Origin of the sequence: Photorhabdus akhurstii (assembly GCF_019090985.1) — a bacterium.
GTDB classification, from domain to species: domain Bacteria; phylum Pseudomonadota; class Gammaproteobacteria; order Enterobacterales; family Enterobacteriaceae; genus Photorhabdus; species Photorhabdus akhurstii.
In genome coordinates this window covers 42,566-68,249 of sequence record NZ_CP020335.1, presented here as the reverse complement: position 1 = coordinate 68,249, position 25,684 = coordinate 42,566, and the positions used below count along the sequence as shown (strand labels likewise).

18 protein-coding genes, 1 tRNA gene, 3 rRNA genes and 2 pseudogenes are annotated in these 25,684 nt (G+C 42.2%); 10 read left to right on the top strand and 14 right to left on the bottom strand.

Annotated elements, in window-relative coordinates:
- Positions 1–49 precede the first annotated feature (49 nt).
- The 3 genes from B0X70_RS00335 (at position 50) to B0X70_RS00325 (ending at position 3,744) form a co-directional block, all read left to right on the top strand.
- Positions 50–361, top strand: coding sequence for a DUF485 domain-containing protein (locus B0X70_RS00335; protein WP_110086039.1), 312 nt, complete (start codon positions 50–52; stop codon positions 359–361).
- Complete coding sequence (gene actP / locus B0X70_RS00330) at positions 358–2,007, top strand: cation/acetate symporter ActP (RefSeq protein WP_036779492.1); 1,650 nt, start codon at positions 358–360, stop codon at positions 2,005–2,007. Before B0X70_RS00335 ends, actP begins: the two co-directional genes overlap by 4 nt.
- A 153-nt stretch (positions 2,008–2,160) precedes the next feature.
- A complete protein-coding gene (locus B0X70_RS00325) occupies positions 2,161–3,744 on the top strand; it encodes a phosphoethanolamine transferase family protein (protein WP_036812543.1) in 1,584 nt (527 codons plus the stop codon).
- A gap of 167 nt (positions 3,745–3,911) precedes the next feature.
- Here B0X70_RS00325 and B0X70_RS26060 read toward each other — a convergent pair.
- The 7 genes and pseudogenes from B0X70_RS26060 to B0X70_RS00300 all read right to left on the bottom strand — a co-directional run.
- A pseudogene (locus B0X70_RS26060) lies at positions 3,912–4,196 on the bottom strand (transposase); the annotation flags it as partial.
- A pseudogene (locus B0X70_RS26055) lies at positions 4,196–4,399 on the bottom strand (IS630 family transposase); the annotation flags it as partial. The pseudogenes B0X70_RS26055 and B0X70_RS26060, both read right to left, overlap by 1 nt.
- Positions 4,400–4,533: 134 nt before the next feature.
- Positions 4,534–4,649 (bottom strand): 5S ribosomal RNA (gene rrf, locus B0X70_RS00315).
- Positions 4,636–4,758 (bottom strand): hypothetical protein, encoded by a 123-nt coding sequence (locus B0X70_RS25545; RefSeq protein WP_256448165.1) that lies wholly within the window; start codon positions 4,756–4,758, stop codon positions 4,636–4,638. The genes rrf and B0X70_RS25545 overlap by 14 nt, the downstream gene beginning before the upstream one ends.
- A gap of 35 nt (positions 4,759–4,793) precedes the next feature.
- A 23S ribosomal RNA gene (locus B0X70_RS00310) occupies positions 4,794–7,701 on the bottom strand.
- A 185-nt stretch (positions 7,702–7,886) separates the two neighbouring features.
- Positions 7,887–7,962, bottom strand: a tRNA-Glu gene (locus B0X70_RS00305).
- Between the two features lie 82 nt (positions 7,963–8,044).
- Positions 8,045–9,589, bottom strand: a 16S ribosomal RNA gene (locus B0X70_RS00300).
- Together the 16S, 23S and 5S rRNA genes with 1 tRNA gene alongside form the textbook arrangement of a ribosomal RNA operon.
- 464 nt (positions 9,590–10,053) lie before the next feature.
- Between B0X70_RS00300 and B0X70_RS00295 the strand changes: the two genes are divergently transcribed.
- Complete coding sequence (locus tag B0X70_RS00295) at positions 10,054–10,743, top strand: FadR/GntR family transcriptional regulator (protein WP_036814845.1); 690 nt, start codon at positions 10,054–10,056, stop codon at positions 10,741–10,743.
- Positions 10,744–10,812: 69 nt separating this feature from the next.
- Positions 10,813–12,204 (top strand): multidrug transporter subunit MdtD, encoded by a 1,392-nt coding sequence (mdtD, locus tag B0X70_RS00290; RefSeq protein ID WP_046396714.1) that lies wholly within the window; start codon positions 10,813–10,815, stop codon positions 12,202–12,204.
- Here the strand turns inward: mdtD and rbsR are convergent.
- From rbsR to rbsD, 6 genes are all read right to left on the bottom strand, one after another.
- Positions 12,201–13,202, bottom strand: a complete 1,002-nt coding sequence (rbsR, locus tag B0X70_RS00285) for a ribose operon transcriptional repressor RbsR (protein WP_036814841.1) — start codon at positions 13,200–13,202, stop codon at positions 12,201–12,203. The two genes, mdtD and rbsR, sit on opposite strands and share 4 nt — an antisense overlap.
- Before the next feature lie 2 nt (positions 13,203–13,204).
- The gene (rbsK, locus tag B0X70_RS00280; protein ID WP_036782053.1) at positions 13,205–14,134 is read right to left on the bottom strand and encodes a ribokinase; all 930 of its coding nucleotides are present in this window, start codon (positions 14,132–14,134) and stop codon (positions 13,205–13,207) included.
- Between the two features lie 63 nt (positions 14,135–14,197).
- A complete protein-coding gene (gene rbsB / locus B0X70_RS00275) occupies positions 14,198–15,088 on the bottom strand; it encodes a ribose ABC transporter substrate-binding protein RbsB (protein WP_217470621.1) in 891 nt (296 codons plus the stop codon).
- Positions 15,089–15,112: 24 nt separating this feature from the next.
- Positions 15,113–16,084, bottom strand: coding sequence for a ribose ABC transporter permease (gene rbsC, locus B0X70_RS00270; protein WP_036814838.1), 972 nt, complete (start codon positions 16,082–16,084; stop codon positions 15,113–15,115).
- Between the two features lie 6 nt (positions 16,085–16,090).
- The gene (gene rbsA, locus B0X70_RS00265) at positions 16,091–17,596 is read right to left on the bottom strand and encodes a ribose ABC transporter ATP-binding protein RbsA (protein WP_217470620.1); all 1,506 of its coding nucleotides are present in this window, start codon (positions 17,594–17,596) and stop codon (positions 16,091–16,093) included.
- A 7-nt stretch (positions 17,597–17,603) separates the two neighbouring features.
- Positions 17,604–18,023: a D-ribose pyranase gene (rbsD, locus tag B0X70_RS00260; protein ID WP_036782045.1), complete on the bottom strand. Its 420-nt coding sequence runs from the start codon at positions 18,021–18,023 to the stop codon at positions 17,604–17,606.
- 264 nt (positions 18,024–18,287) lie between these two features.
- On the opposite strand from rbsD, the gene ravA reads away from it, so the two are divergent.
- Both ravA and viaA read left to right on the top strand, forming a co-directional pair.
- Positions 18,288–19,787 carry an ATPase RavA gene (gene ravA / locus B0X70_RS00255; RefSeq protein ID WP_036814832.1) on the top strand — a complete coding sequence of 500 codons (1,500 nt, stop codon included), beginning with the start codon at positions 18,288–18,290 and terminating at the stop codon, positions 19,785–19,787.
- A 4-nt stretch (positions 19,788–19,791) separates the two neighbouring features.
- A complete protein-coding gene (gene viaA / locus B0X70_RS00250; RefSeq protein ID WP_217470619.1) occupies positions 19,792–21,249 on the top strand; it encodes an ATPase RavA stimulator ViaA in 1,458 nt (485 codons plus the stop codon).
- A 5-nt stretch (positions 21,250–21,254) separates the two neighbouring features.
- Here viaA and asnA read toward each other — a convergent pair whose 3' ends face one another.
- Positions 21,255–22,247 (bottom strand): aspartate--ammonia ligase, encoded by a 993-nt coding sequence (gene asnA, locus B0X70_RS00245; protein ID WP_036782040.1) that lies wholly within the window; start codon positions 22,245–22,247, stop codon positions 21,255–21,257.
- Positions 22,248–22,413: 166 nt separating this feature from the next.
- Here asnA and asnC point away from each other — a divergent pair, with 166 nt between their 5' ends.
- From asnC to mnmG, 3 genes are all read left to right on the top strand, one after another.
- Positions 22,414–22,875, top strand: a complete 462-nt coding sequence (gene asnC, locus B0X70_RS00240; RefSeq protein ID WP_011144463.1) for a transcriptional regulator AsnC — start codon at positions 22,414–22,416, stop codon at positions 22,873–22,875.
- A 91-nt stretch (positions 22,876–22,966) separates the two neighbouring features.
- Entirely contained in the window at positions 22,967–23,407 is a 441-nt protein-coding gene (gene mioC / locus B0X70_RS00235; RefSeq protein WP_036814828.1) for an FMN-binding protein MioC, read from the top strand.
- Positions 23,408–23,786: 379 nt separating this feature from the next.
- On the top strand, positions 23,787–25,676 hold the full coding sequence (gene mnmG / locus B0X70_RS00230) for a tRNA uridine-5-carboxymethylaminomethyl(34) synthesis enzyme MnmG (protein WP_217470618.1): 1,890 nt from the start codon (positions 23,787–23,789) through the stop codon (positions 25,674–25,676).
- Positions 25,677–25,684 lie beyond the last annotated feature (8 nt).

Genomic DNA, 25,684 nt, shown 5'->3' with positions numbered 1-25,684 from the left:
GTAAGGCGGCTGTAATCAAAATATAATAAATATAAGAGGATATATTCCGATGAATGACGATATTTACCAAGGGATCGAAAATAACCCTCGTTTTAAAGAATTGGTTGAAAAGCGAGGACGTTTTGCATGGTTGCTATCAATAATCACATTAATTCTGTATGTCAGTTTTATTTTTCTCATTGCATTTTCACCCGAATGGCTAGGTACTCCCCTTTATAATGATTCCAGTATTACCCGTGGAATACCGGTTGGTATTGGTTTAATTATTATTTCATTCATCTTAACCGGCTTATATGTCATCAGAGCCAATAGCGAGTTTGATCACCTTACCTCACAAATTCTCAGTGAGGTAAAGAAATGAAAAAGTTCCTGCTATTAGCAATAATGCTATTTCCTCATCTCACCTGGGCTAATGCAATCTCTGAAACCGGAGAAAGGCAACCTGTCAACGTTCAAGCTATTATCATGTTTGTCCTGTTTGTTGGTTTTACACTCTATATCACTTACTGGGCCTCAAAAAAAACACGCTCCCGTAGTGATTACTACACGGCGGGTGGACGTATTACAGGTTTTCAAAATGGAATGGCAATTGCGGGAGATTTTATGTCCGCAGCATCATTCCTTGGTATTTCCGCTTTAGTCTATACCTCTGGTTATGATGGACTAATTTACTCTATCGGCTTCCTGATTGGCTGGCCTATTATCCTATTTCTGATTGCCGAAAGATTAAGAAACCTTGGACGCTATACTTTTGCCGATGTCGCTTCTTACCGGTTACAGCAACGTCCAATCCGTACGTTATCTGCAATTGGTTCGCTGTTTGTTGTCGCTCTTTATCTTATCGCTCAAATGGTTGGGGCAGGTAAACTTATCGAATTGCTTTTTGGACTCAATTACCATGTAGCGGTCGTATTGGTTGGTATCCTGATGGTACTTTATGTTCTATTTGGCGGTATGCTAGCAACGACTTGGGTACAAATTATCAAAGCTATCCTATTACTAGCTGGCGCCACCTTTATGGCGCTTATGGTCATGAAAACAGTAAACTTCAATTTCAATACGTTATTCAAAGAAGCTGTTGCTGTTCACTCAAAAGGTGAAGCTATCATGAGTCCAGGAGGGTTGGTATCTGACCCAATATCCGCACTTTCTCTCGGTCTGGCATTGATGTTTGGTACTGCTGGTTTACCTCATATTATTATGCGTTTCTTTACTGTAAGTGATGCGAAAGAAGCACGAAAAAGTGTTTTCTATGCTACTGGCTTTATTGGCTATTTTTACATTCTGACTTTTATTATCGGCTTCGGTGCTATTTTACTGGTTAGTCCAAACCCTTCCTTTAAAGATGCTACCGGCGCGCTCATTGGTGGGACTAACATGGCAGCCGTTCACCTCGCTAATGCAGTTGGAGGCAACTTGTTCCTGGGGTTCATCTCTGCTGTCGCCTTTGCCACAATTCTAGCCGTTGTTGCGGGGCTAACGCTGGCTGGCGCATCAGCGGTATCACATGACCTATATGCAAACGCCATTAAACGCGGTAAAACCAATGAACGAGATGAACTGAGAGTATCAAAAATAACAGTTGTGATACTTGGGTTTATCGCAATCGGATTAGGTATTTTATTTGAAAACCAGAATATAGCCTTCATGGTTGGATTGGCATTTTCTATTGCTGCAAGCTGTAACTTCCCAATTATTCTTTTATCTATGTACTGGCGTAAACTCACTACCCGTGGTGCCTTAGCTGGGGGTTGGCTAGGATTAATTACAGCGGTGGTTTTGATGATTCTCGGCCCAACAATCTGGGTCAGCATTCTCGGTCACGAGAGACCAATCTATCCTTATGAATATCCAGCATTATTTTCAATGATTATCGCTTTTATTGGCTCATGGCTATTTTCTATCACCGATAATTCACAACAAGGTATGCAGGAAAGAGAACAATTTAGAATCCAGTTTATTCGATCACAAACAGGACTCGGTATCGCACAAGGAAAAACACATTAGTTACGTTTTTATGTCCAACCTCTCCTTCGGGAGAGGTATTTTCATTAGAAGTCACCTGAATTCAGAGCTATTTCACAAGTTAACCTCTTGTTTTAATCACAGGTTAATGATTAACTCTTTTATTTCAATTTATTAATTAAACTATTAATCTGTATGCGAAATAAATCTCCGATTATTATTATTTTGATTCTCTCTTTACTACCGATAATTTTCACTAGCGATTTAGCCGGTGAGTATAAGTTAAAAATAATATTACTGAGTTTCTTGCTAGCAAGTGTTAACGCATTCTTTTATTGTTATAAATATCTTAAACCATTGGTTTTACTTATTTCTCTATTGTGGTCGCTTAATATATCCACATCTTTTTTCTTCTTTAATGAACACCAGATAAGCTTTTCTTCAACTATTGCCAATACTTTTATTAATACAAATAGCAACGAAGCTGTAGGTATGTTGTCCTACAATAAATACTATGTGCTTTTCTTTATTTTCATGTTGTTAATATATTTTTTGTCTATTAGATGGCTATCCAAAAATATAGACAAAAAATTACTCAAATCCAGTTTATGGGCTTTTATTTTTGTCTGCCTATTAGTGCCTGTTGACTACTATATCTCAGGAAAGAAATATTCAGATGATATTATTCTATCAGAACACTTTCTAATGGGAACACCATTCTATAACTCATCAGCAATGGTAAAAGCAATATATGAAAATCAACAAATTAAAAATATTTCTTCTGTTAATGTGAATTTTAATTACATAAAAGAAGATAAAGATATTGATATTTACATATTGCTGATAGGAGAATCAGTAAGAAGAGATCATATGTCTCTGTACGGTTATAACAAAACCACAACACCGACATTAGACACAATGCAGAGAAATATGTTGATATTCAATCAAGCTATTTCCCCAGCTCCAGTTACTATATTATCCTTACCTATTTCGCTTTCTAATATTACTCTATATCAGCTCAGAAATAAGGTTCATTATGCCGACAATATTATATCTTTAGCTAAAGATGCAGGTTTTAGGACAACTTGGATAAGTAATCAAGGAAGATCAGGTAAAAGCAATAGCCTGATTACAGTTATTGCTAATATGGCTGAAAGCCAAAAATGGAATGAATATATTGGATACGATGAAGAGTTACTACCCTATCTAGATGATGCACTAAAACAGAAAGGTAAAAAATTTATTATTATGCATATCTACGGCAGTCATGAGCCATCCTGTAACCGATTTCCCGAAAATAAACTGATATCTTTCTCATCGAACGAAGATGATAATTGCTATGACAGCTCAATAATTTATACTGATCATCTAATAGAGAAAATCATTAATAAAATCAAAGATTATAAAGCATCTATTCTCTATTTTTCAGATCATGGATTACAACGCTTAGATAAAAACGGTGACATTCGTTATCACCACGGAGTTAGTCATCCTCGAAAAGAGGCTTATAATATCCCCTTATTTATTTGGTATAACGATAATGTTGATCAAAAATATCGTCATACTGGTGTAATAAATACCCCTTTCTCAACTTCAGATAATTATTACCTTATCAGTGATTGGCTAGGTATTTATCATAAATTTCCAGAATACTGCCGTTCACCATTAAGCAATTGTTTCAAATCACAGAAAGAGCTAATGGTGATAGATGGTAATAAAAACCTGATGAAATATAGCGAACTTTCTGATGAGAAAGATATCAAAGCTTTAGGTAAATGATTTGGATTCCAATATCCAAGTATCATATACAATACATGGCTGACTTGAATGAAAATAGGTTTACGTTTTCTTATGTCCATAAATAATGTATTTATGGTTGATATCATGGCTAAGTTAACCATAAGAATGCACATAGAAGTAGTAACCAAGCAACAATATATACCCGCTTAACTTGAAGATGCAGGATTCAAAACCTGGAAGTTGTCATTAATACGGCACGACAGGTTCCCGGCAAGTTCCGGTAATATTTCCGTAAAAAAGCGATGTATTGCCTGCCTGAACAAGGTCGTCGAGGCGAAATAATGGTTATTTCTGACTTGTTCATTCATCACCTTCCATAGCCTTTCTATCGGGTTCAGATTCGGGCTGTATGGCGGTAAGTAATGAAGGTCGATATTCATCACATAAGCCCAGTTTTTCACCAGCTCACTCCGGTGGTAACCGGCTCCGTTTCGGGCTTCAGTTTGCGGTGATTAAGGTAATCGCTGATATGACGATTAACGGTCGTTTCATTAAGACGCAGGGCCTGAGCAACCATTACTGAACTCCAGGCTAGCAGGATCGCTTTGATGCGATCACACTCTCTCTTATCACGGCAGGTGTGATGGAGGTGTTCAAGTTCGGCTTTTTGTTCATCGGTAATGAAGATTTTCATGACTGATACCATGACCTCATTTGGGGTAAAATCAAGCAGTTTCAATGAGCATGGGTATATAAGCAAACAAAGTGAGATATGCCTCAATACGCAAAAACCCCCAGCTTACGCTGAGGGTTTCCACTGTATTTAAAGCCTGGCAGTGTCCTACTCTCACATGGGGAGACCCCACACTACCATCGGCGCTACGGCGTTTCACTGCTGAGTTCGGCATGGGGTCAGGTGGGACCGCCGCGCTATCGCCGCCAGGCATATTCCGTTTTATTCCAACCCTTGTCTGACTCTAAGTCACCACAACCATTGGAACCAATCTCTGAACAAGCTGAAATCTCTCTCTTCCGGCCGCTGTCTTCTGACATCGGCCTGCTGGACGCCAAAACCCCTTCGGCGTTGTAAGGTTAAGCCGCTCGGTTCATTAGTACTGGTCAGCTCAACGCATCGCTGCGCTTACACACCCAGCCTATCCACGTCTTCGTCTTAAACGTTCCTTCCGTGACTAAAGTCAAGGGAAGACTCATCTCAAGGCAAGTTTCCCGCTTAGATGCTTTCAGCGGTTATCTCTCCCGCACTTAGCTACCGGGCGATGCCATTGGCATGACAACCCGTACACCAGCGGTGCGTCCACTCCGGTCCTCTCGTACTAGGAGCAGCCCCTTTCAATCTTCCTGCGCCCACGGCAGATAGGGACCGAACTGTCTCACGACGTTCTAAACCCAGCTCGCGTACCACTTTAAATGGCGAACAGCCATACCCTTGGGACCTACTTCAGCCCCAGGATGTGATGAGCCGACATCGAGGTGCCAAACACCGCCGTCGATATGAACTCTTGGGCGGTATCAGCCTGTTATCCCCGGAGTACCTTTTATCCGTTGAGCGATGGCCCTTCCATTCAGAACCACCGGATCACTAAGACCTACTTTCGTACCTGCTCGAGCCGTCACTCTCGCAGTTAAGCTGGCTTATGCCTTTGCACTAACCTCACGATGTCCGACCGTGATTAGCCAACCTTCGTGCTCCTCCGTTACGCTTTGGGAGGAGACCGCCCCAGTCAAACTACCCGCCAGACACTGTCCTCAGCCCGGATAACGGGCTTAAGTGAGAACATCGAACATTCAAGGGTGGTATTTCAAGGATGGCTCCATGCAGACTGGCGTCCGCACTTCCAGGCCTCCCACCTATCCTACACATCAAGGCTCCATGTTCAGTGTCAAGCTATAGTAAAGGTTCACGGGGTCTTTCCGTCTTGCCGCGGGGACACTGCATCTTCACAGCGAGTTCAATTTCACTGAGTCTCGGGTGGAGACAGCCTGGCCATCATTACGCCATTCGTGCAGGTCGGAACTTACCCGACAAGGAATTTCGCTACCTTAGGACCGTTATAGTTACGGCCGCCGTTTACTGGGGCTTCGATCAAGAGCCTCGCCTTGCGGCTAACCCCATCAATTAACCTTCCAGCACCGGGCAGGCGTCACACCGTATACGTCCACTTACGTGTTTGCACAGTGCTGTGTTTTTAATAAACAGTTGCAGCCAGCTGGTCTCTGCGACTGGCTTCGGCTCCGGAGGCAAACTCCTTCACCTGCCGCCAGCGTGCCTTCTCCCGAAGTTACGGCACCATTTTGCCTAGTTCCTTCACCCGAGTTCTCTCAAGCGCCTGAGTATTCTCTACCTGACCACCTGTGTCGGTTTGGGGTACGATTCAATGTCACCTGATGCTTAGAGGCTTTTCCTGGAAGCCGGGCATCAACCACTTCACTGCCGTAGCAGCTCGTCATCACGCCTCAGTGTTACAGAAGAGCGGATTTGCCTGCTCCTCCCACCTACACGCTTAAACCGGGACGACCGTCGCCCGGATGGCCTAGCCTTCTCCGTCCCCCCTTCGCAGTCACATTCAGTACAGGAATATTAACCTGTTTCCCATCAGCTACGCCGTTCGGCCTCGCCTTAGGGGTCGACTCACCCTGCCCCGATTAACGTTGGACAGGAACCCTTGGTCTTCCGGCGAGCGGGTTTTTCACCCGCTTTATCGTTACTTATGTCAGCATTCGCACTTCTGATACCTCCAGCGGGCCTCACAGCGCCACCTTCAACGGCTTACAGAACGCTCCCCTACCCAATAACACCTGAATGTCATTGCCGCAGCTTCGGCGCATGGTTTAGCCCCGTTACATCTTCCGCGCAGGCCGACTCGACCAGTGAGCTATTACGCTTTCTTTCAATGATGGCTGCTTCTAAGCCAACATCCTGGCTGTCTGGGCCTTCCCACATCGTTTCCCACTTAACCATGACTTCGGGACCTTAGCTGGCGGTCTGGGTTGTTTCCCTCTTCACGACGGACGTTAGCACCCGCCGTGTGTCTCCCGTGATAACATTCTTCGGTATTCGCAGTTTGCATCGGGTTGGTAAGCCGGGATGGCCCCCTAGCCGAAACAGTGCTCTACCCCCGAAGATGACTTCACGAGGCGCTACCTAAATAGCTTTCGGGGAGAACCAGCTATCTCCCGGTTTGATTGGCCTTTCACCCCCAGCCACAGGTCATCCGCTAATTTTTCAACATTAGTCGGTTCGGTCCTCCAGTTAGTGTTACCCAACCTTCAACCTGCCCATGGCTAGCTCACCGGGTTTCGGGTCTATACCCTGCAACTTATTCGCCCAGTTAAGACTCGGTTTCCCTGCGGCTCCCCTATACGGTTAACCTTGCTACAGAATATAAGTCGCTGACCCATTATACAAAAGGTACGCAGTCACCCTGACGAATCAAGGCTTCCACTGCTTGTACGTACACGGTTTCAGGTTCTCTTTCACTCCCCTCGCCGGGGTTCTTTTCGCCTTTCCCTCACGGTACTGGTTCACTATCGGTCAGTCAGGAGTATTTAGCCTTGGAGGATGGTCCCCCCCTCTTCAGACAGGATTTCTCGTGTCCCGCCTTACTCGTCGAACTCACAGCCATGCCACCTTCGAGTACGGGGCTGTCACCCTCTCTCGCCGGCCTTTCCAGACCGTTCCTCTGATGGCATCGCTGATGCTGGTTCTGGGCTGCTCCCCGTTCGCTCGCCGCTACTGGGGGAATCTCGGTTGATTTCTTTTCCTCGGGGTACTGAGATGTTTCAGTTCCCCCGGTTCGCCTCATTAACCTATGGATTCAGTTAATGATAGTGCAACGCATTGCACTGGGTTTCCCCATTCGGACATCGCCGGTTATGGCGCTTCATATCAGCTTACCGACGCTTTTCGCAGATTAGCACGTCCTTCATCGCCTCTGACTGCCTAGGCATCCACCGTGTACGCTTATTCGCTTAACCTCACAACCCGAAAAGGTCTCGGATTGCTCAGCTTGAGAGACGCCTCAATAATACCTCGATGATATTATTGGGCATTCCAATTTTTCAGCTTGTTCCAGATTGTTAAAGAGCTTATATCGCTAAACAGATTCCTAAAATCCGCTTAAAGATACATCGACAACGCCTTTCACCCGTTATCCTGCAAGTGGCGTCCCCTAGGGGATTCGAACCCCTGTTACCGCCGTGAAAGGGCGGTGTCCTAGGCCTCTAGACGAAGGGGACCCGATGGTCGGCTTCGCAGACTCCCTTGCTCTCGACTTTCATCAGACAATCTGTGTGAGCACTGCACTTAACCTATCTCAGGTAAGGAGGTGATCCAACCGCAGGTTCCCCTACGGTTACCTTGTTACGACTTCACCCCAGTCATGAGCCACAAAGTGGTCAGCGCCCTCCTCGCGGTTAAGCTACCGACTTCTTTTGCAACCCACTCCCATGGTGTGACGGGCGGTGTGTACAAGGCCCGGGAACGTATTCACCGTAGCATGCTGATCTACGATTACTAGCGATTCCGACTTCATGGAGTCGAGTTGCAGACTCCAATCCGGACTACGACAGACTTTGTGTGTTCCGCTTGCTCTCGCGAGGTCGCTTCACTTTGTATCCGCCATTGTAGCACGTGTGTAGCCCTACTCGTAAGGGCCATGATGACTTGACGTCATCCCCACCTTCCTCCGGTTTATCACCGGCAGTCTCCTTTGAGTTCCCACCTCGACGTGCTGGCAACAAAGGATAAGGGTTGCGCTCGTTGCGGGACTTAACCCAACATTTCACAACACGAGCTGACGACAGCCATGCAGCACCTGTCTCTCAGTTCCCGAAGGCACTTCGCTGTCTCCAGCAAATTCTGAGGATGTCAAGAGTAGGTAAGGTTCTTCGCGTTGCATCGAATTAAACCACATGCTCCACCGCTTGTGCGGGCCCCCGTCAATTCATTTGAGTTTTAACCTTGCGGCCGTACTCCCCAGGCGGTCGATTTAACGCGTTAGCTTCGGAAGCCACAGCTCAGGGCCACAACCTCCAAATCGACATCGTTTACAGCGTGGACTACCAGGGTATCTAATCCTGTTTGCTCCCCACGCTTTCGCACCTGAGCGTCAGTCTTCGTCCAGGGGGCCGCCTTCGCCACCGGTATTCCTCCACATCTCTACGCATTTCACCGCTACACATGGAATTCTACCCCCCTCTACGAGACTCCAGTCAACCAGTCTTAGATGCCGTTCCCAGGTTGAGCCCGGGGATTTCACATCTAACTTAATTGACCGCCTGCGTGCGCTTTACGCCCAGTCATTCCGATTAACGCTCGCACCCTCCGTATTACCGCGGCTGCTGGCACGGAGTTAGCCGGTGCTTCTTCTGCGGGTAACGTCAAAATCCAACTCTGTTCAAGTTACATCCTTCTTCCCCGCTGAAAGTACTTTACAACCCGAAGGCCTTCTTCATACACGCGGCATGGCTGCATCAGGCTTGCGCCCATTGTGCAATATTCCCCACTGCTGCCTCCCGTAGGAGTCTGGGCCGTGTCTCAGTCCCAGTGTGGCTGGTCATCCTCTCAGACCAGCTAGGGATCGTCGCCTAGGTAGGCCATTACCCTACCTACCAGCTAATCCCATCTGGGTTCATCCGACGGCGTGAGGCCCTTTCAGGTCCCCCACTTTGGTCTCGCGACATTATGCGGTATTAGCCACCGTTTCCAGTGGTTATCCCCCGCCCTCGGGCAGATCCCCAGACATTACTCACCCGTCCGCCGCTCGTCAGCAAAAGCGCGAGCGCTTTCCTGTTACCGCCCGACTTGCATGTGTTAGGCCTGCCGCCAGCGTTCAATCTGAGCCATGATCAAACTCTTCAATTCAAAGCTTGATGCTCAAAGAATTCTGACTAATTAGTTCGTAATGAATTAACTGTTGTTCACTCTTCAAGACTTTAAAACGTATTTTTTTGTGATACGGTCTTGTGAGTGCCCACACAGATTGTCTGATTAATTGTTAAAGAGCAGGCTGAATCAAAAAATCACATTCTCGTTCAGCCGGGCTGCGTATACTACGCTGTTCGCCCGCAGAGTCAAGCGCTTATTTGCTTTCTCTCTGCCTGACCTCACAATGTTTATCAGCGTTGTGTCGGTCAGTGGTGGCGCATTATAGGGAGTTCTTTGACGCTGGCAAGTATTTATTGAAAAAAAACTGCCATTCGCAGATTTTTTCAACAAAACCTGCATTTTTGCGTTTTTTTTATACAAGATTGATGGCGTCGACAATAATTATTCCCAAACTAAGGTACTATTAAGTAGACAAATACGGGAAAGGGTTCAAATCCACTATGCAATTTAAAGAACAAAGAAAAGCTTCCCAGAAAAACCTTTCTTATCTTTTAGCTGAAAAAATCGGACAACAGATTTTATCTGGTGAATATAAAGCTGAAACTATCCTTCCTGGTGAAATAGAACTCGCTGAACAATTTAACGTCAGCAGAACCTCTGTTCGTGAAGCAATAAAAATACTTGCAGCCAAAGGTATGCTATTACCTCGCCCACGTATTGGTACTCGAATCATGCCAACGATTCATTGGAATTTCCTTGATCAGGATTTATTAAAGTGGTGGATGAGTCGTGACAACCTTAACCAAGTGGTTGAACATTTCCATATAGTAAGATTAGCAATAGAGCCACAAGCTTGCTTTCTTGCTGCACAAAATGCCACACAAAAACAAAGGAAGCAGCTCTTACAGGTAATAGATGAAATGTATCTACTAAAAGAAAATTTTAACCGGGAAAAATGGATAGAGATTGATTACCAGTTTCACTATACCATTTACAAATCTTGTGGAAATCCATTCTTATGCTCTTTTGCCAATTTATTTCATCTAGTTTACCAGAACTACTTTGAAGCTATTATTTCCGATAAAGTTGTACAACTGGAAGCTCATAAAACAATTGTTAATTCTATCATCCAAGGTGACAGTCACAGTGCACTTCTCGCTTGCCAAAAGTTATTAACAGAGCGCGAATGATCTTATATAGTAGTGTATTAGATTAATATCTAACCAAACATTAACTAGATAAAATAAGCAGGATTATTAATGGTAAAAACCGCTCGTAATATGGCGGGGCTACCCTGGATTGCTGCAATAGCTTTCTTTATGCAAGCTTTAGATGCAACAATTCTCAACACAGCATTGCCCGCTATTGCTGAAAGCCTCAAACATTCACCTCTGGCGATGCAATCTGCTGTTGTCAGCTATACTCTGACTGTTGCTTTGCTAATTCCAGTCAGCGGCTGGTTAGCAGATCGTTTCGGTACCCGCCGGGTATTTATGTTTGCTGTATCCTTGTTTTCTTTAGGCTCTCTTGCCTGTGCTTTGTCAGGTAATTTAGCTTTCCTAGTTGCTTCCCGTGTAATTCAAGGAATTGGTGGCGCAATGATGATGCCGGTTGCTCGCCTTGCTTTATTACGTGCATACCCACGCAGCGAACTTCTACCCGTTATGAATTTTGTCACCATGCCAGGGTTAGTAGGGCCAATTCTTGGTCCCATGCTCGGTGGGTTATTAGTCACTTATGCTACCTGGCACTGGATATTTATTATCAATATCCCTATTGGTTTATTGGGGATTATTTATGCTAAAAAACATATGCCTAATTTTACAATGCCAAAACGTTCGTTTGACTTTTTCGGTTTTATACTTTTTGGCCTGAGTTTAATAATGGTTTCTGTCAGTTTAGATTTACTAGGGGAGAGTACGTTACCAGGTTATATACCTCTGACAATGATGGTCGGTGGTTTTATGATATTATTTGGTTATCTAATGCATGCCAGAAGACAGACCCAACCCCTTATTAGTCTGAAATTATTCCGTGTTCGTACATTCTCTATCGGTATTATAGGTAATATTGTTACACGCTTGGGAACTGGGTGCATTCCTTTCCTAATGCCTTTGATGCTACAAGTTGGATTTGGCTATTCAGCAGTCATTGCCGGAATGATGATGGCGCCAACAGCTATTGGTTCTGTTATAGCCAAATCTTTCGTTACTAATGTATTAACTCGCTTTGGATATCGTAAGACGCTGGTTAGCATAACAATCATTATTGGATTAATGATTTCTCAATTTTCACTGCAATCACCAGAAATGTCCGCTGTCCTTCTGTCTATTCCATTATTCTTACTGGGCATGGCTGTATCCATTCAATTTACTTCGATGAATACCATTACTCTCGCAGATCTGACCGATAATAATGCCAGTTCAGGAAATAGTTTATTAGCTGTAACTCAGCAGTTATCTATTAGCTTCGGTGTTGCGGTAAGTGCCGCTATTCTTCGTTTCTATGAATCCATACATTATGGAACAACCATTGATAGCTTCCACAACACTTTTATTACTGTAGGAATAATCACTTTACTCTCTTCGTCCACCTTCCTGCTATTACATAAGGAAGATGGAGATAACATGATCAAGAAAAAGAACACCTAAGAACGAGAAACTGAGCTACGCTCAATCAGTGTCGGAGTTAATACTAATAATTTAGGATCACTTTCTGGGTTATTCATCCGATAAAGCAAAGTATCAACAGCTAACTTTCCTAATTTATCTTTTGGCTGATGAATGGTTGTCAACGGTGGGATCATATAAGGAGCAAGGTCGATATCATCATAACCTATGATGGAAATATCATCCGGTATAGAAAGCCCCGCTTGGTACAGAGCCTGATAAGCGCCAACAGCCATTGCATCATTTCCAGCAAAAACAGCTTCTGGCGGTTCTGGATGTTGTAGTAATCTCTGCATTGATTTAAAACCACCAGCAAATTCAAAATCACTATAAATTTCATATCCGTCAGGAATAATAAGGCCAGCATTCGCCATTGCCTTTCTATATCCCTTCAATCGATGATTAGCAGGTGTTTTATCTTGTGGACCTGCAATACAAGCTATTTTTTTAAAACCACAGCTAATAAGGTGATTAGTCGCTATCTCACCCCCCAACAAGGAGTTGTCCTGAATAATATCGCTGACAATATCAAATGGAGACCAATCCATCATAACCATCGGTAAAGGAGGATAACGACGCAAAACATCACAGGAGCTGTGTTGATTTTCAGTACACATAATCAGCACCCCATCTACTCGCTTTTGCAGCAAAGTTTCCATGCTGTAATCCATTCGTTTGGCATCCCCCTCTGTATTACACAAGATAAGGCTATAACCACGCTCATAACAGCTTCGTTCAACCCCTCTTACAATTTCAGCATAAAAAGGATTATTACTGGTTGTCACCAGCATACCAATGGTTTTGGTTTGCTTGATCTTAAGACTTCGTGCAAGCGCTGATGGCGCATAATTCAATTGCTCAATTGCATCATTAACTTTCTTTTTCACACCATCACTGACATAACGATTATTATTAATAACATGAGATACAGTCGATGTAGAAACGCCTGCAAAACGAGCAACATCTTTCATTGTAGCCACAGTTAGTCCTGTTCAGTTAAAAATGCATCAATTTCATTTCGCCACGGGACGGAAGGCTGAGCGCCCTGACGTGTTACCGCTATTGCAGCAGCAGAATGAGCAAATCGTATGGCAGATAACATGGATTTTCTTTCCAACAAAGCTGTCACCAGCGCACCATTGAAAGTATCTCCTGCCGCAACAGTATCTACAACGTTAACTTTAAATCCCGGAACAATTTTTCCTTTTTGACCTCTTTCACTCAACCATACACCACGGCTACCTAATGTGATAATTACCGTTTCAATACCTTTATCATGCAGTATTTGAGCCGCATTTTCCGCATCTGAATCATTTTCTACTTTAATTCCAGTGAGATATTCCGCTTCAGTTTCATTTGGTGTAATGATATCCACCAGCGAGAGCAATTGATCAGATAATTTTCGGGCCGGCGCCGGATTGAGTATTATTTTTGTATTATTTTGTTTAGCTATTGTTGCAGCAAGTTGTACTGTTTCCAATGGAGACTCAAGTTGCATTAATAATGCATCAGCTTCTTCAATAATATTTTGATAGCGATAGAAATATTCCGGTGTCAGCGCTGCATTAGCACCAGCATTGATACCAATAACGTTTTCACCTTGCTGATTAACGAAAATCAACGCGACACCCGTTGTTTCTCCTTTAATCACTTCAATGCCAGAAGTTTTAATATTATCCTTTGCTAATTGCTGATAGATACGAAAACCAATATCGTCCTCACCAACACAAGCTATAAATGTAATGTCAGCACCACTGCGGCCTGCTGCTACCGCCTGATTAGCACCTTTACCACCAAAAGCAACCTGATATTGCTCCCCGATCACCGTTTCCCCCGGACGAGGGAATGACTTAAGATTCAAAATATGGTCAGCATTAATGCTGCCAAGCACCGCAAGTTTTGCTGTACTCATTACATTTATTCCTTTTCAATTATGCCGTCACCACCATCAATGAGTAACGGCATAAATACCGATTTATTTTTTAATAACTAACTCCAATTCCACGGGGATGACGGCTTCAACTTTTTCGCCTCTCAGCACTTTATTTGCAGTCTGAACACCAACGATACCAATTTGATCAGGCCGCTGAGCGATTGTCGCTCCTAATTTTCCACTTTGAACAGCTTTGATACCATCTCCAGTACCATCAAAACCAACAACTAATACATCGCTTTTACCTGCGGTCTGTAAAGCACGTAAGGCACCTAACGCCATCTCATCATTCTGAGCAAATACAGCTTGTACAGCCGGATGAGCCGTCAGTAAGTTCTGCATAACATTCAGTCCTTTGGTACGATCGAAATCAGCAGGCTGACTAGCCAGCACATTGAATTTATGTTCCTGTGCTACCTTATTAAATCCCTCACCACGTTCACGGGCGGCAGAAGTGCCGGCAATACCTTCTAACTGAATAATTTTGGCTTCATTCCCCAGTTTTTCGGCGATAAAATCACCCGCTATTTTACCCCCCAAGCGGTTATCAGAGGCAATATGACTGACAACAGTACCTTTATTCGCTATCCGATCTAGAGTAATGACCGGAATTTTGGCATTGTTAGTCATCATAATGGCATTACCAACAGCATCGGAGTCAGTCGGGTTAATTAGCATGAGTTTAGTACCACGTACCGTCAAATCCTGAACATTAGCTAATTCTTTCGCTGGATTATCCTGAGAATCCAACACAATTAGGTCATAGCCCAACTTATCCGCCTCCTTTTGAGCGCTATCCTTCATTGTGACAAAGAATGGATTATTCAGTGTAGAAATGACTAACGCGATAGTGTCTTTCGCCAATGCATTTACACTTACAGTCATACTTAGCGCAACAGCAGATAAAATTGTTACTAATTTCTTCACTTTCATCGTGTTATTTCCTGTAGGGTGAGGTTATTTACCACTTTTATTATCAACCAGAACTGCCAACAATATTACAATTGCTTTAACAATCATCTGATAGTTAGAAGAAATACCTAATAAGTTTAAGCCATTGTTTAAAAAACCGAGGATTAGCGCACCAATCAGAGTACCAATAATTAATCCCTTACCACCAGCCAGACGGGTTCCTCCCAGTACTACGGCAGCAATAGCATCTAATTCATAACCGCCTCCCGCCATAGGTTGAGCAGAAGAAAGACGAGCGACTTCAATAATACTTGCCAATGCCGTCAGTAAACCGCATAAGGAGTAAACGATAATTTTAATTTTATCGATATTGATACCAGATAAACGGGTAGCCGATTCATTCCCCCCCAAGGCATAAATATAACGACCTAAGCGGGTGTGATGCAGGATATACCATACGATAATAAAAACTATCAACATCAGCCATACTGGAGTAGGAATTCCCAGTGGCCGACCAATACCAAACCAGCCAAACAGATCCGCGTTATCACTGAATCCTGTATTTATTGGGCTACCATCAGTATAGACACGGGTTATTCCACGAAGTAATAACATCATGACTAGAGTGGCAATAAAAGCTTGTACTTTACCTTTAGCAATTATTATTCCTGTACAAGCACCAATTGCAGCACCTAAAGCCAAAGCACTCACGATAGCCACCAGAGCATTAACTTCCGTACCAACCAATGAAGCAGCTATTGCACCTGTTAACGCAAGCAATGAACCAACAGACAGGTCAATACCCGATGTCAGAATAACTAATGTCATCCCAACGGCCATAATGGCATTGACTGATGTTTGTTGCAGAATATTAAACAGATTATTTAAAGTGAAAAAATTTTGGCTAAGAGAAGAAACTACTACGATCAACACTAACAATGCAATCAGTGACTTTTGTTTCAGTAACCACTCTTTAGTAAACCAACGTTTAAATGTCGGTGATATATTAGAATTCATACTGAATTACCCCTGAATTGCTCCATATTGTTTGCCTACAGCCGCCGTCATCAAAACTTCTTGAGTTACCTGTTCAGCAAAAAATTCTCCGCTGATCTGGCCTTCACACATAACCAAAATACGGTCACTCATTCCCATCACTTCTGGCATTTCAGAAGAAATAAGAATAATACTTAGCCCTTCTTTCTTGAACTGATTAATTAACTGATAAATTTCTTTTTTTGCGCCAACATCTACACCACGTGTAGGTTCATCCAGAATAAGAACTTTTGGTCTGGTCATTAATCCACGGGCAATGGCTACTTTTTGCTGATTACCACCAGAAAGCAAATCAATAGTTTGTCCCATTGAAGGTGTCTTAATACTAAACAATTTAATAAAGTCACTAACTGCACTCTGTTCTTCTCTATGATTAAGACCCCCTAACCGGTTACTGAAATAACGTAAGGCAGTAAGAGACATATTCTCTTTAATTGACATTCCCAAAACTAAACCATCACGTTTACGATCTTCTGAAATATAAACAATCCCACAAGCTAACCCATCCTGAGGGTTACGAATTACAATGGGTGTTCCATCCAACGTGATTTGTCCTTGAGTTTTCGGCAACGCACCATAAATAATTTTCATCAATTCAGTGCGGCCAGCCCCCATCAGCCCTGATATACCCAAAATTTCCCCGCTATAAAGGGAAAAACTAGCATTTGTCACACCGGGACCAGAAATCTGATTAACTTCAAGTCGTTTTTTACCCCGAGGTAAATTCAGGCGAGGATATTGATCTTCCAGTTTTCGCCCAACCATCATTTCAATCAGAGCCTCTTCTTTTAACTCTTTTACCGGCTTTTCACCAATAAATTGTCCATCACGGAATACCGTCACATCATCGCAAATTTCAAAAATTTCTTTCAAACGATGGGAGATATAAACAATACCGCATCCCTGAGATTTTAGTTCATGTATTACACTAAATAATGATTCAGTTTCTGTATCGGTCAGCGCATCAGTTGGCTCATCCATAATGATAACTTTGGATTTAAAACTCAACACCTTAGCAATTTCAACCATTTGTTGATCACCGATAGAAAGTTCAGCGACTAAACGGTGACTGCTGTAATTCAGATTCAATTTTTTTAACAGGCGATCTGCTTCCTGATACATTTTTCTCCAATCAATCGCACCGAATTTATTAACAAATTCGCGTCCCAGGAAAATATTTTCAGCAATAGTCAGTTGGGGAATAAGATTTAATTCCTGATGGATAATCCCGATCCCCGCTTCCTGAGAGGATCTAGGACCAGAAAAAATCACTTCTTTTCCTAGGTAATAAACCGTGCCTGTATCTCTGGTATATATCCCAGTCAACACTTTCATCATAGTGGATTTACCTGCACCATTCTCCCCTACCAGTGCCATCACTTTACCCGAGTAAACACGTAGTGCCGCACCAGATAATGCTTTGACACCAGGAAAAGATTTACTAATTCCTTTTAGTTCCAGTACAGGCTGCATAATCACCTCAGAAAGTCACGCCAGCACAAAGGATAATATTGGCATAAGGAGAATGCTCTCCTGTGCGAATCACCGCTCGGCTATGTTCTGTTTTCTCTTTCAACATATTATGACTAATATAGTCTACAGTAATTGAATTACCTTGCTGTTTCTCAAGCTCTTTAATTTGAGTCAATATTAATTGATGTATCAAAGGATTATGGTCAATGATCTCCTCAGCTAAAAATGCAGCTTCAATTTGCATTTCGTGTGTAACAACATTAAGAACGGATATAAAACTAGGAATTCCCTGGGTTAGCGCTAAATCAATCCGCTGGGCTAAAGAAGGAATTGGTAATCCAGCATCACCAATTGTAATCTGGTCAGCATGCCCTAGCTGAGAAATTACGGCTGAAATTTCAGAATTAAGTAATACACCTTTTTTCATTTTTTTATTCCATTAGCGAAACGTTTCGCTATTTAGTAATATAGAAAGTAATATTTAAAATACAACATTAGTGATACAAAAGTGTGATCACTATCGAAACGTTTCGATAATGAAAGAAACGAAAACAAATGCTAACTTATTGAATATTTGACGCTGAATCGATTTTTAAGGTAAATATTGTCTACATCAACAAATAATGATTAAAATCTATGGAGAAGGCCAATTAGGTTTCATCTAATCCAACAGATAATATTGGTACGAATTATGTTGTTAGCAGAAAAAATAGTTTGCTTAAGTCACTATCTGGAAAGTGGTCTGTATGAAAGACAACAGACTATTCGTTTATGTTTGCTAGCGGCATTGTGTGGGGAAAGTGTTTTTCTACTCGGTCCTCCTGGTATCGCAAAAAGCCTGATAGCCCGACGATTGAAATTTGCGTTTCGTGATGCCAGAGCATTTGAATATCTGATGACTCGCTTTTCAACTCCTGAAGAAATTTTCGGTCCTCTTTCTATTCAGGCATTGAAAGAAGAAGGACGTTACCAACGTCTAACTAACGGATATTTACCTGAAACCGAAATTGTCTTCCTTGATGAAATATGGAAAGCTGGTCCAGCAATTCTGAATACCCTATTGACCGCAATTAATGAAAGAAAATTCAGAAATGGCGATACAGAAGAGAAAATTCCAATGCGATTACTTGTAACAGCATCCAATGAGCTGCCTGAAGCAGATAACAGCCTGGAAGCGCTCTATGACAGAATGTTAATTCGTATTTGGCTGGACAAAATTCAAGAAAAAAAGAATTTCCGAGCGTTACTCACTAGCCACAAAAATGAAAATGATAACCCTGTCCCGGCAGACATTCAGATAACAAGTGAAGAATTTCACCAATGGCAAAAAGAGATTGATAAGATAATTCTACCTGATAGTTGTTTTGATATTATCTACCATTTACGCCAGCAACTTGATACGACAGAACATTCACCTTACATTTCAGATCGACGCTGGAAGAAAGCCATTCATTTATTACAAGCCAGTGCTTTCTTTAATGGTAGAAAAGAGATATCCCCTATTGACTTAATATTGCTGAAAGATTGTTTGTGGCATGATCTTCACTCTTTTAAATTATTACCTCAGTACCTAAATACTCTCATGACCGAACAGGCATATCAGCAAAGAGTATTATCTCAAAAAATTGATTCGCTCTATCACCAATGGGCTCAAGTCTGTCAGAATAAAAATGATCAACAAGCGTTAAAGCTGGAAAAACAAACCAGTCTGTTTGGACATAAAATACAGTATTCGTTACCCGATCATATCAATGAAGAAAAATTGATTTTATTCCTACATACACCTCTTCATCTCCATGATATTAAAGTTAATTTCATTGAATTGGATAAAAAAGCGCTGAATAACTGGATAAACAAAGGCGGAGAACTATCAGCTCGTCTGAACGGTATTGGTTTCCCACAAAACATAGCAGCCGAAATTAATTCAACACACCAGCCAGAGATTTTTGATATCAGCCGTCGTTCATCCACGCTATATTTACCAGACCGCCAGCATCAGCAAAATGAAGAAAACAACGAGTGGCTGGAAAGATTGGAAAAAATTAATCAAGAAATCCATCACCAACACCAATTGTTTAATCACCATCAACCATGTCTGTTTATTGAAAGTCATTGGCTTGCTACGATAGAGCAAAGCTTTATCCAGTTAGCCGATAAAATTAATCAGTTGAAAATAAAAATGGGCAACTAATTAAATGATTAGTCTGACAACCCTTGATCTTTTACTGTCAATAAACGAAGGAGAGATGATAGAAGAGATCATATTAACGCTTCTAGCTTCACCTCAGTTAGCTATCTTTTTTGAAAAATATCCTCGTTTGAAACGTGCGCTACTAAAAGATATCCCTGGTTGGAAACACGATTTACAGCACAGGATTAAAGAAACGCTCATTCCTGCAACTCTGGCAGAAGAATTTCAATTATATCAACAACTACTCTCTGCCAATACAAATCATTTTTTTCTTAAACTTCCCGATATTTTAGAAACCCTGCGCCGAATTGAATCCCCTTTTAGTGAAGAAGCACAGAAACTCGCAACCAACACCATTGCCAATTCAAATACACTGCAAATCCTATTTATTCAACGATGGAGGATCAGTTTGATCCTGCAAACCACAACCCTCCATAAGAAATTGCTAGAACAAGAAAAAGAGCAATTACTGGCAGAACTACAACAAAGGCTGACACTAAACGGTAATCTTGATCCTGTTTTTAGTGAAAATGATAGGGCAGCAGGTCGGTTATGGGACATGAGTAAAAATCAGTTAAATCATTCCCAAAATAATAAACAGTTATTGATTCGTTATAGTGAATTTCTTCGCCAACAGCCGGAACTGGAAAAATTAGCTCAATTACTTGGACGCAGCCAATCTGCAAAATCAAAACCACAGGAAAATCATTTTTTCGAACCATTTACCACAATCGAACGAACACCTGACACTGTTCCTGAACAGGTAAACGGAATCGGACAAAGTGATGATATTATGCGTCTATTGCCAATAGAATTGGCGATATTAGGAATTGAAGACCTAGAATATGAATTCTATCGCAAATTAGTGGAAAAAAAACTCCTGACCTATCGATTACAAGGTGATAACTGGCGAGAAAAAACAACATTACGGCCAGTCACTCATTATAGCCAGGAAGAAAAACCACGAGGACCATTTATTATTTGTGTAGATACTTCCGGTTCTATGGGAAGATTTAATGAAAAATGCGCTAAAGCTTTTTGTCTGGCACTGTTACGCATTGCTCTAGCTGATAATCGCAACTGTCATATCATGCTATTTACGACAGAAATTGTGCACTATGAACTATCCTCACCAGATGGTCTGGAGCAAGCTATTCGTTTTCTCAGCCAGACTTTCAGAGGAGGGACAGATCTCGCTTTCTGTCTGACAAACACAATAGAAAAAATGAAAGAACATCGTTGGAAAGATGCTGATGCTGTTGTTATCTCAGATTTCATTGCCCAGCGCCTGCCGGACTCACTAATCCATCAGATAAAAAATCTGCAACTGCATCAGCAACACCGCTTCCATGCGGTCTCCATGTCCCAATATGGTAAGCCCGATATTATGCGGATATTCGATCATATCTGGCGTTTTGATACCGGACTTAAAAGCCGTTTACTGCGAAAATGGCGTCACTAATTGAATCAAAGCATATCTTCTACAGTTTCACGTATTTCTGGTGACCAGATACTGCACTGAACCTGACCGATGTGCTTCATTTGCAGCAGTAACATCACTAAACGAGATTGACCAATACCGCCACCAATCGACTGTGGCATGTCACCTTTGAGTAACGTCTGATGCCAATCATATTGTAAACGCTCTTCATCACCAGTCAGTGCTAACTGACGCTCCAGTGCATCTGCATCAACACGGATACCCATAGAAGAGATCTCAAACGCATCTTCCAAAACAGGGTTCCAAACAATGATGTCGCCGTTTAGACCAAAAAAACCATCGCAGTTTGGCGTCGTCCAGTCATCATAATCAGGCGCGCGTACATCATGAGATTGACCATCAGATAATTTCGCACCAATACCTATGAGGAAAACAGCGCCCAATTCTTTAGCAATAGCACGTTCACGACCTTTTGCGTCCAGATCCGGATAACGGCTCAGAAGCGTTTCACTATGAACAAAGTGAATTTGATCTGGCAGGAACGGCGCCAGACCAAACTCTTTGCTGACAGCTTTTTCTGTTTCTTTTATTGCTTCGTAAATTTTACCTACCGTCTGTTTAAGATAAGCAAGTGAACGTTGCCCATCTCCCATCACTTTTTCCCAATCCCATTGATCAACATAAACAGAGTGGATTGGTGTTAAGCGATCCTCATCCGGACGCAATGCTTTCATGTGAGTATAAAGCCCTTGTTCAGGCTGAAAGCCAAAACGTCCCAGTGTCTTACGTTTCCATTTAGCCAATGAATGCACTACTTCGAAAGTTGAATCAGGTAAAGTTTTTACTTTTACCTGAACAGCTTTTTCATGACCAGACAGGTTGTCCTGAATACCATCTCCCAAACAACTTAGGATTGGCCCTTGTACTTCAATCAGACCCAGTTTGCTTTCCAGCAAACGGGAAAAGTAGGATTTCACGAAACTGATTTGTTGCTGCTTTTCAATAAACGACTTTTTCATAATGTTATTCTCTAATTTTTTAGGTGGCCCTGATGTCCTGTTGGAAACATTAAGCAATAAAATGAGGGATAAATTCAATATACTTTAATAAAAATAGCCTTTATGATTCATAAAATTCACTTTTAAGATGCAAAAAATGAAAATTCATTAAAAAATGGGGCTAAAAATGGCAGAAATTTATCAGATCGACAATTTAGACCGTGACATACTTCACGCTTTAATGGACAACGCACGTACACCTTATGCCGAACTAGCAAAGAAATTTGCGGTCAGCCCAGGAACAATTCACGTTCGTGTGGAAAAAATGAAGCAAGCAGGAATCATCACCGGCACCAGAGTAGATATCAGCACGAAACAACTTGGTTATGATGTGTGTTGCTTTATTGGCATTATTCTTAAAAGTGCTAAAGATTATCCATCTGCCCTGAAAAAACTAGACAACCTGGATGAAGTAGTTGAAGTTTACTACACAACAGGCCACTACAGCATCTTTATTAAAGTTATGTGCCGCTCAATTGAATCCCTTCAAGATGTACTTATCAACAAAATACAGACTATCGATGAAATTCAATCAACAGAAACCCTAATCTCCTTACAAAACCCGATCATGCGGACAATCAAGCCATAAAATAAAATTTGTTATAACCACATTATCCACAGGTAGATCCCAACAGATTCACAGCGTACAATAGCGACTCTTGAAATCTGTTGGGATCACTATGGCCACTATTACCTTAATCAGCGGTAGCACAATGGGTAGTGCTGAATACGTAGCTGAACATATGGCTGAAATTTTGGAAGATGCTGGCTTCTCCACTGAAATGCTACATGGCCCCTCTTTAGATGAACTTCCTCAAGAAGGGATCTGGCTAGTCGTCACATCCACACATGGAGCAGGAGAATTGCCAGAAAATATACAACCATTAGCAGCAGAAATTTCTGAACAAAAACCTGATCTCCGCAAGGTAACGTTTGGCGCCGTTGGCCTTGGTAGTTCTGAATACGATACTTTTTGCGGTGCAATAAGATCATTTGACCAAATATTAATAGAAAGCGGAGCTAAACGCCTCGGTGATCGTCTGGAAATTGATATTCAACAACACGAGATCCCCGAAGATCCCGCGGAAGAATGGGTCAAAAATTGGGCAAAGTTACTCTAATAAGAACAAAAAAACAGCAAACGATTGTGGATAACTTATCTAAAAACCCGGGGTTAACCCGTAGTTATCCATAGTATAACTCTCTGACAATGATCGCCTTGTGAATAACCACCGATTTAGATCCCAGTTTATACCTCGTGGGATCACGGATCATTCACAACAAATGATCCTTTGCAGCTTTATGATCTTTCTAAGGAAAAATAACTTATCCACAAAAGATCATGATCCTAATAAAAGATCTAATAAACAGATCTTTAAATAAAAAAGATCTTCTTTTAATTACCGGTGATCTCACCTACTTGGTCTATCACTAAAACTTGAGTAGAATTCTCTTCCCTAATGCAACATTGAGCATTCTTATAACTAAAGGTTCATCACCATGTTTTATCCAGAACAATTTGACGTCATCATTATCGGTGGTGGTCATGCCGGTACTGAAGCTGCTATGGCAGCCGCTCGTATGGGCCGTCAAACCTTATTACTGACCCACAATATTGACACTTTGGGCCAAATGTCATGTAACCCAGCTATTGGCGGGATCGGTAAAGGACATCTGGTTAAAGAAATTGATGCGCTTGGTGGTTTAATGGCTAAAGCCACTGACCAAGCTGGTATTCAATTTAGAACTTTGAATGCCAGTAAAGGGCCAGCAGTTCGTGCAACACGAGCTCAAGCTGATAGAGTTCTCTATCGTCAAGCTGTGCGCATGGCATTGGAGAATCAACCTAATCTGATGATCTTCCAACAACCTGTAGAAGATCTCATTGTTGAAAATGGCACAGTTACTGGCGCAGTAACACGCATGGGGCTTAAGTTCAAAGCCAAAGCTATTGTTCTAACCGTAGGAACATTTCTTGACGGTAAGATCCACATTGGTCTGGAAAATTATAGTGGTGGAAGGGCTGGTGATCCTCCTGCAATTTCGTTAGCACAACGCTTACGTGAGTTACCCTTACGTGTAAACAGATTAAAAACAGGAACGCCACCACGTATTGATGCCAGAACTATTGATTTTAGTCAGTTAACACAACAACTAGGTGATAATCCAACACCGGTATTTTCTTTCCTTGGAAACGTGAAACAACATCCACAACAAATACCGTGTTACATCACCCATACCAATGAAAAAACTCACGATGTGATCCGCAATAATTTGGATCGTAGCCCAATGTATGCAGGGATCATTGAAGGGATCGGTCCACGCTACTGTCCTTCAATCGAAGATAAAGTGATGCGTTTTGCAGATCGTAACGCTCACCAGATCTTCCTCGAGCCTGAAGGACTGACCAGTAATGAAATCTATCCAAATGGTATTTCTACCAGCTTGCCATTTGACGTACAGATGCAAATTGTTCACTCCATGAAAGGAATGGAAAATGCTCGCATTATTCGTCCTGGTTATGCAATAGAATACGATTTTTTCGATCCAAGAGATCTGAAACAAACACTAGAAAGTAAATTTATCCACGGTCTATTCTTTGCTGGACAAATTAACGGTACCACGGGTTACGAAGAAGCTGCTGCTCAAGGACTCCTGGCTGGTCTTAACGCAGCTCGTTATGCTTCAGAAGAAGAAGGTTGGTTCCCTCGCCGTGATCAAGCTTATATTGGCGTTTTAGTTGACGATTTATGTACTTTAGGGACTAAAGAACCATACCGTATGTTTACTTCCCGAGCTGAATATCGTTTGATGCTACGTGAAGATAACGCAGACTTGCGCTTAACAGAAAAAGGCCGTGAATTAGGATTGGTAGATGATTCACGTTGGGAACATTATTGCCGTAAAGTCGAAATGGTTGAACAGGAACGTCAGCGTTTACGTAATATTTGGATTCACCCTAATTCAAATAATCTTGATGACATAAACAACATATTGAAAATGCCATTGTCGAAAGAGGCTAATGGTGAAGATCTACTGCGTCGTCCTGAGATGAACTATGAACTTTTGACCTCATTGCCCTTGTTTTCTCCAGGTCTTGAAGAACCACAAGCCGCTGATCAAGTTGAAATTCAAGTCAAATACGAGGGATATATTGCCCGCCAGCAGGAAGAAATCGAAAAACAGCTACGTAATGAAAACACATCATTACCGGTTGATCTCGATTACCGTCAAATCAGTGGTCTTTCCAATGAAGTTGTCGCTAAGCTCAATGATCATAAGCCAAGTTCAATTGGCCAGGCTTCTCGTATTTCGGGGGTAACACCCGCTGCAATTTCAATTTTACTTGTGTGGTTGAAAAAACAAGGATTATTGCGCCGCAGCGCCTGAGAGGATTT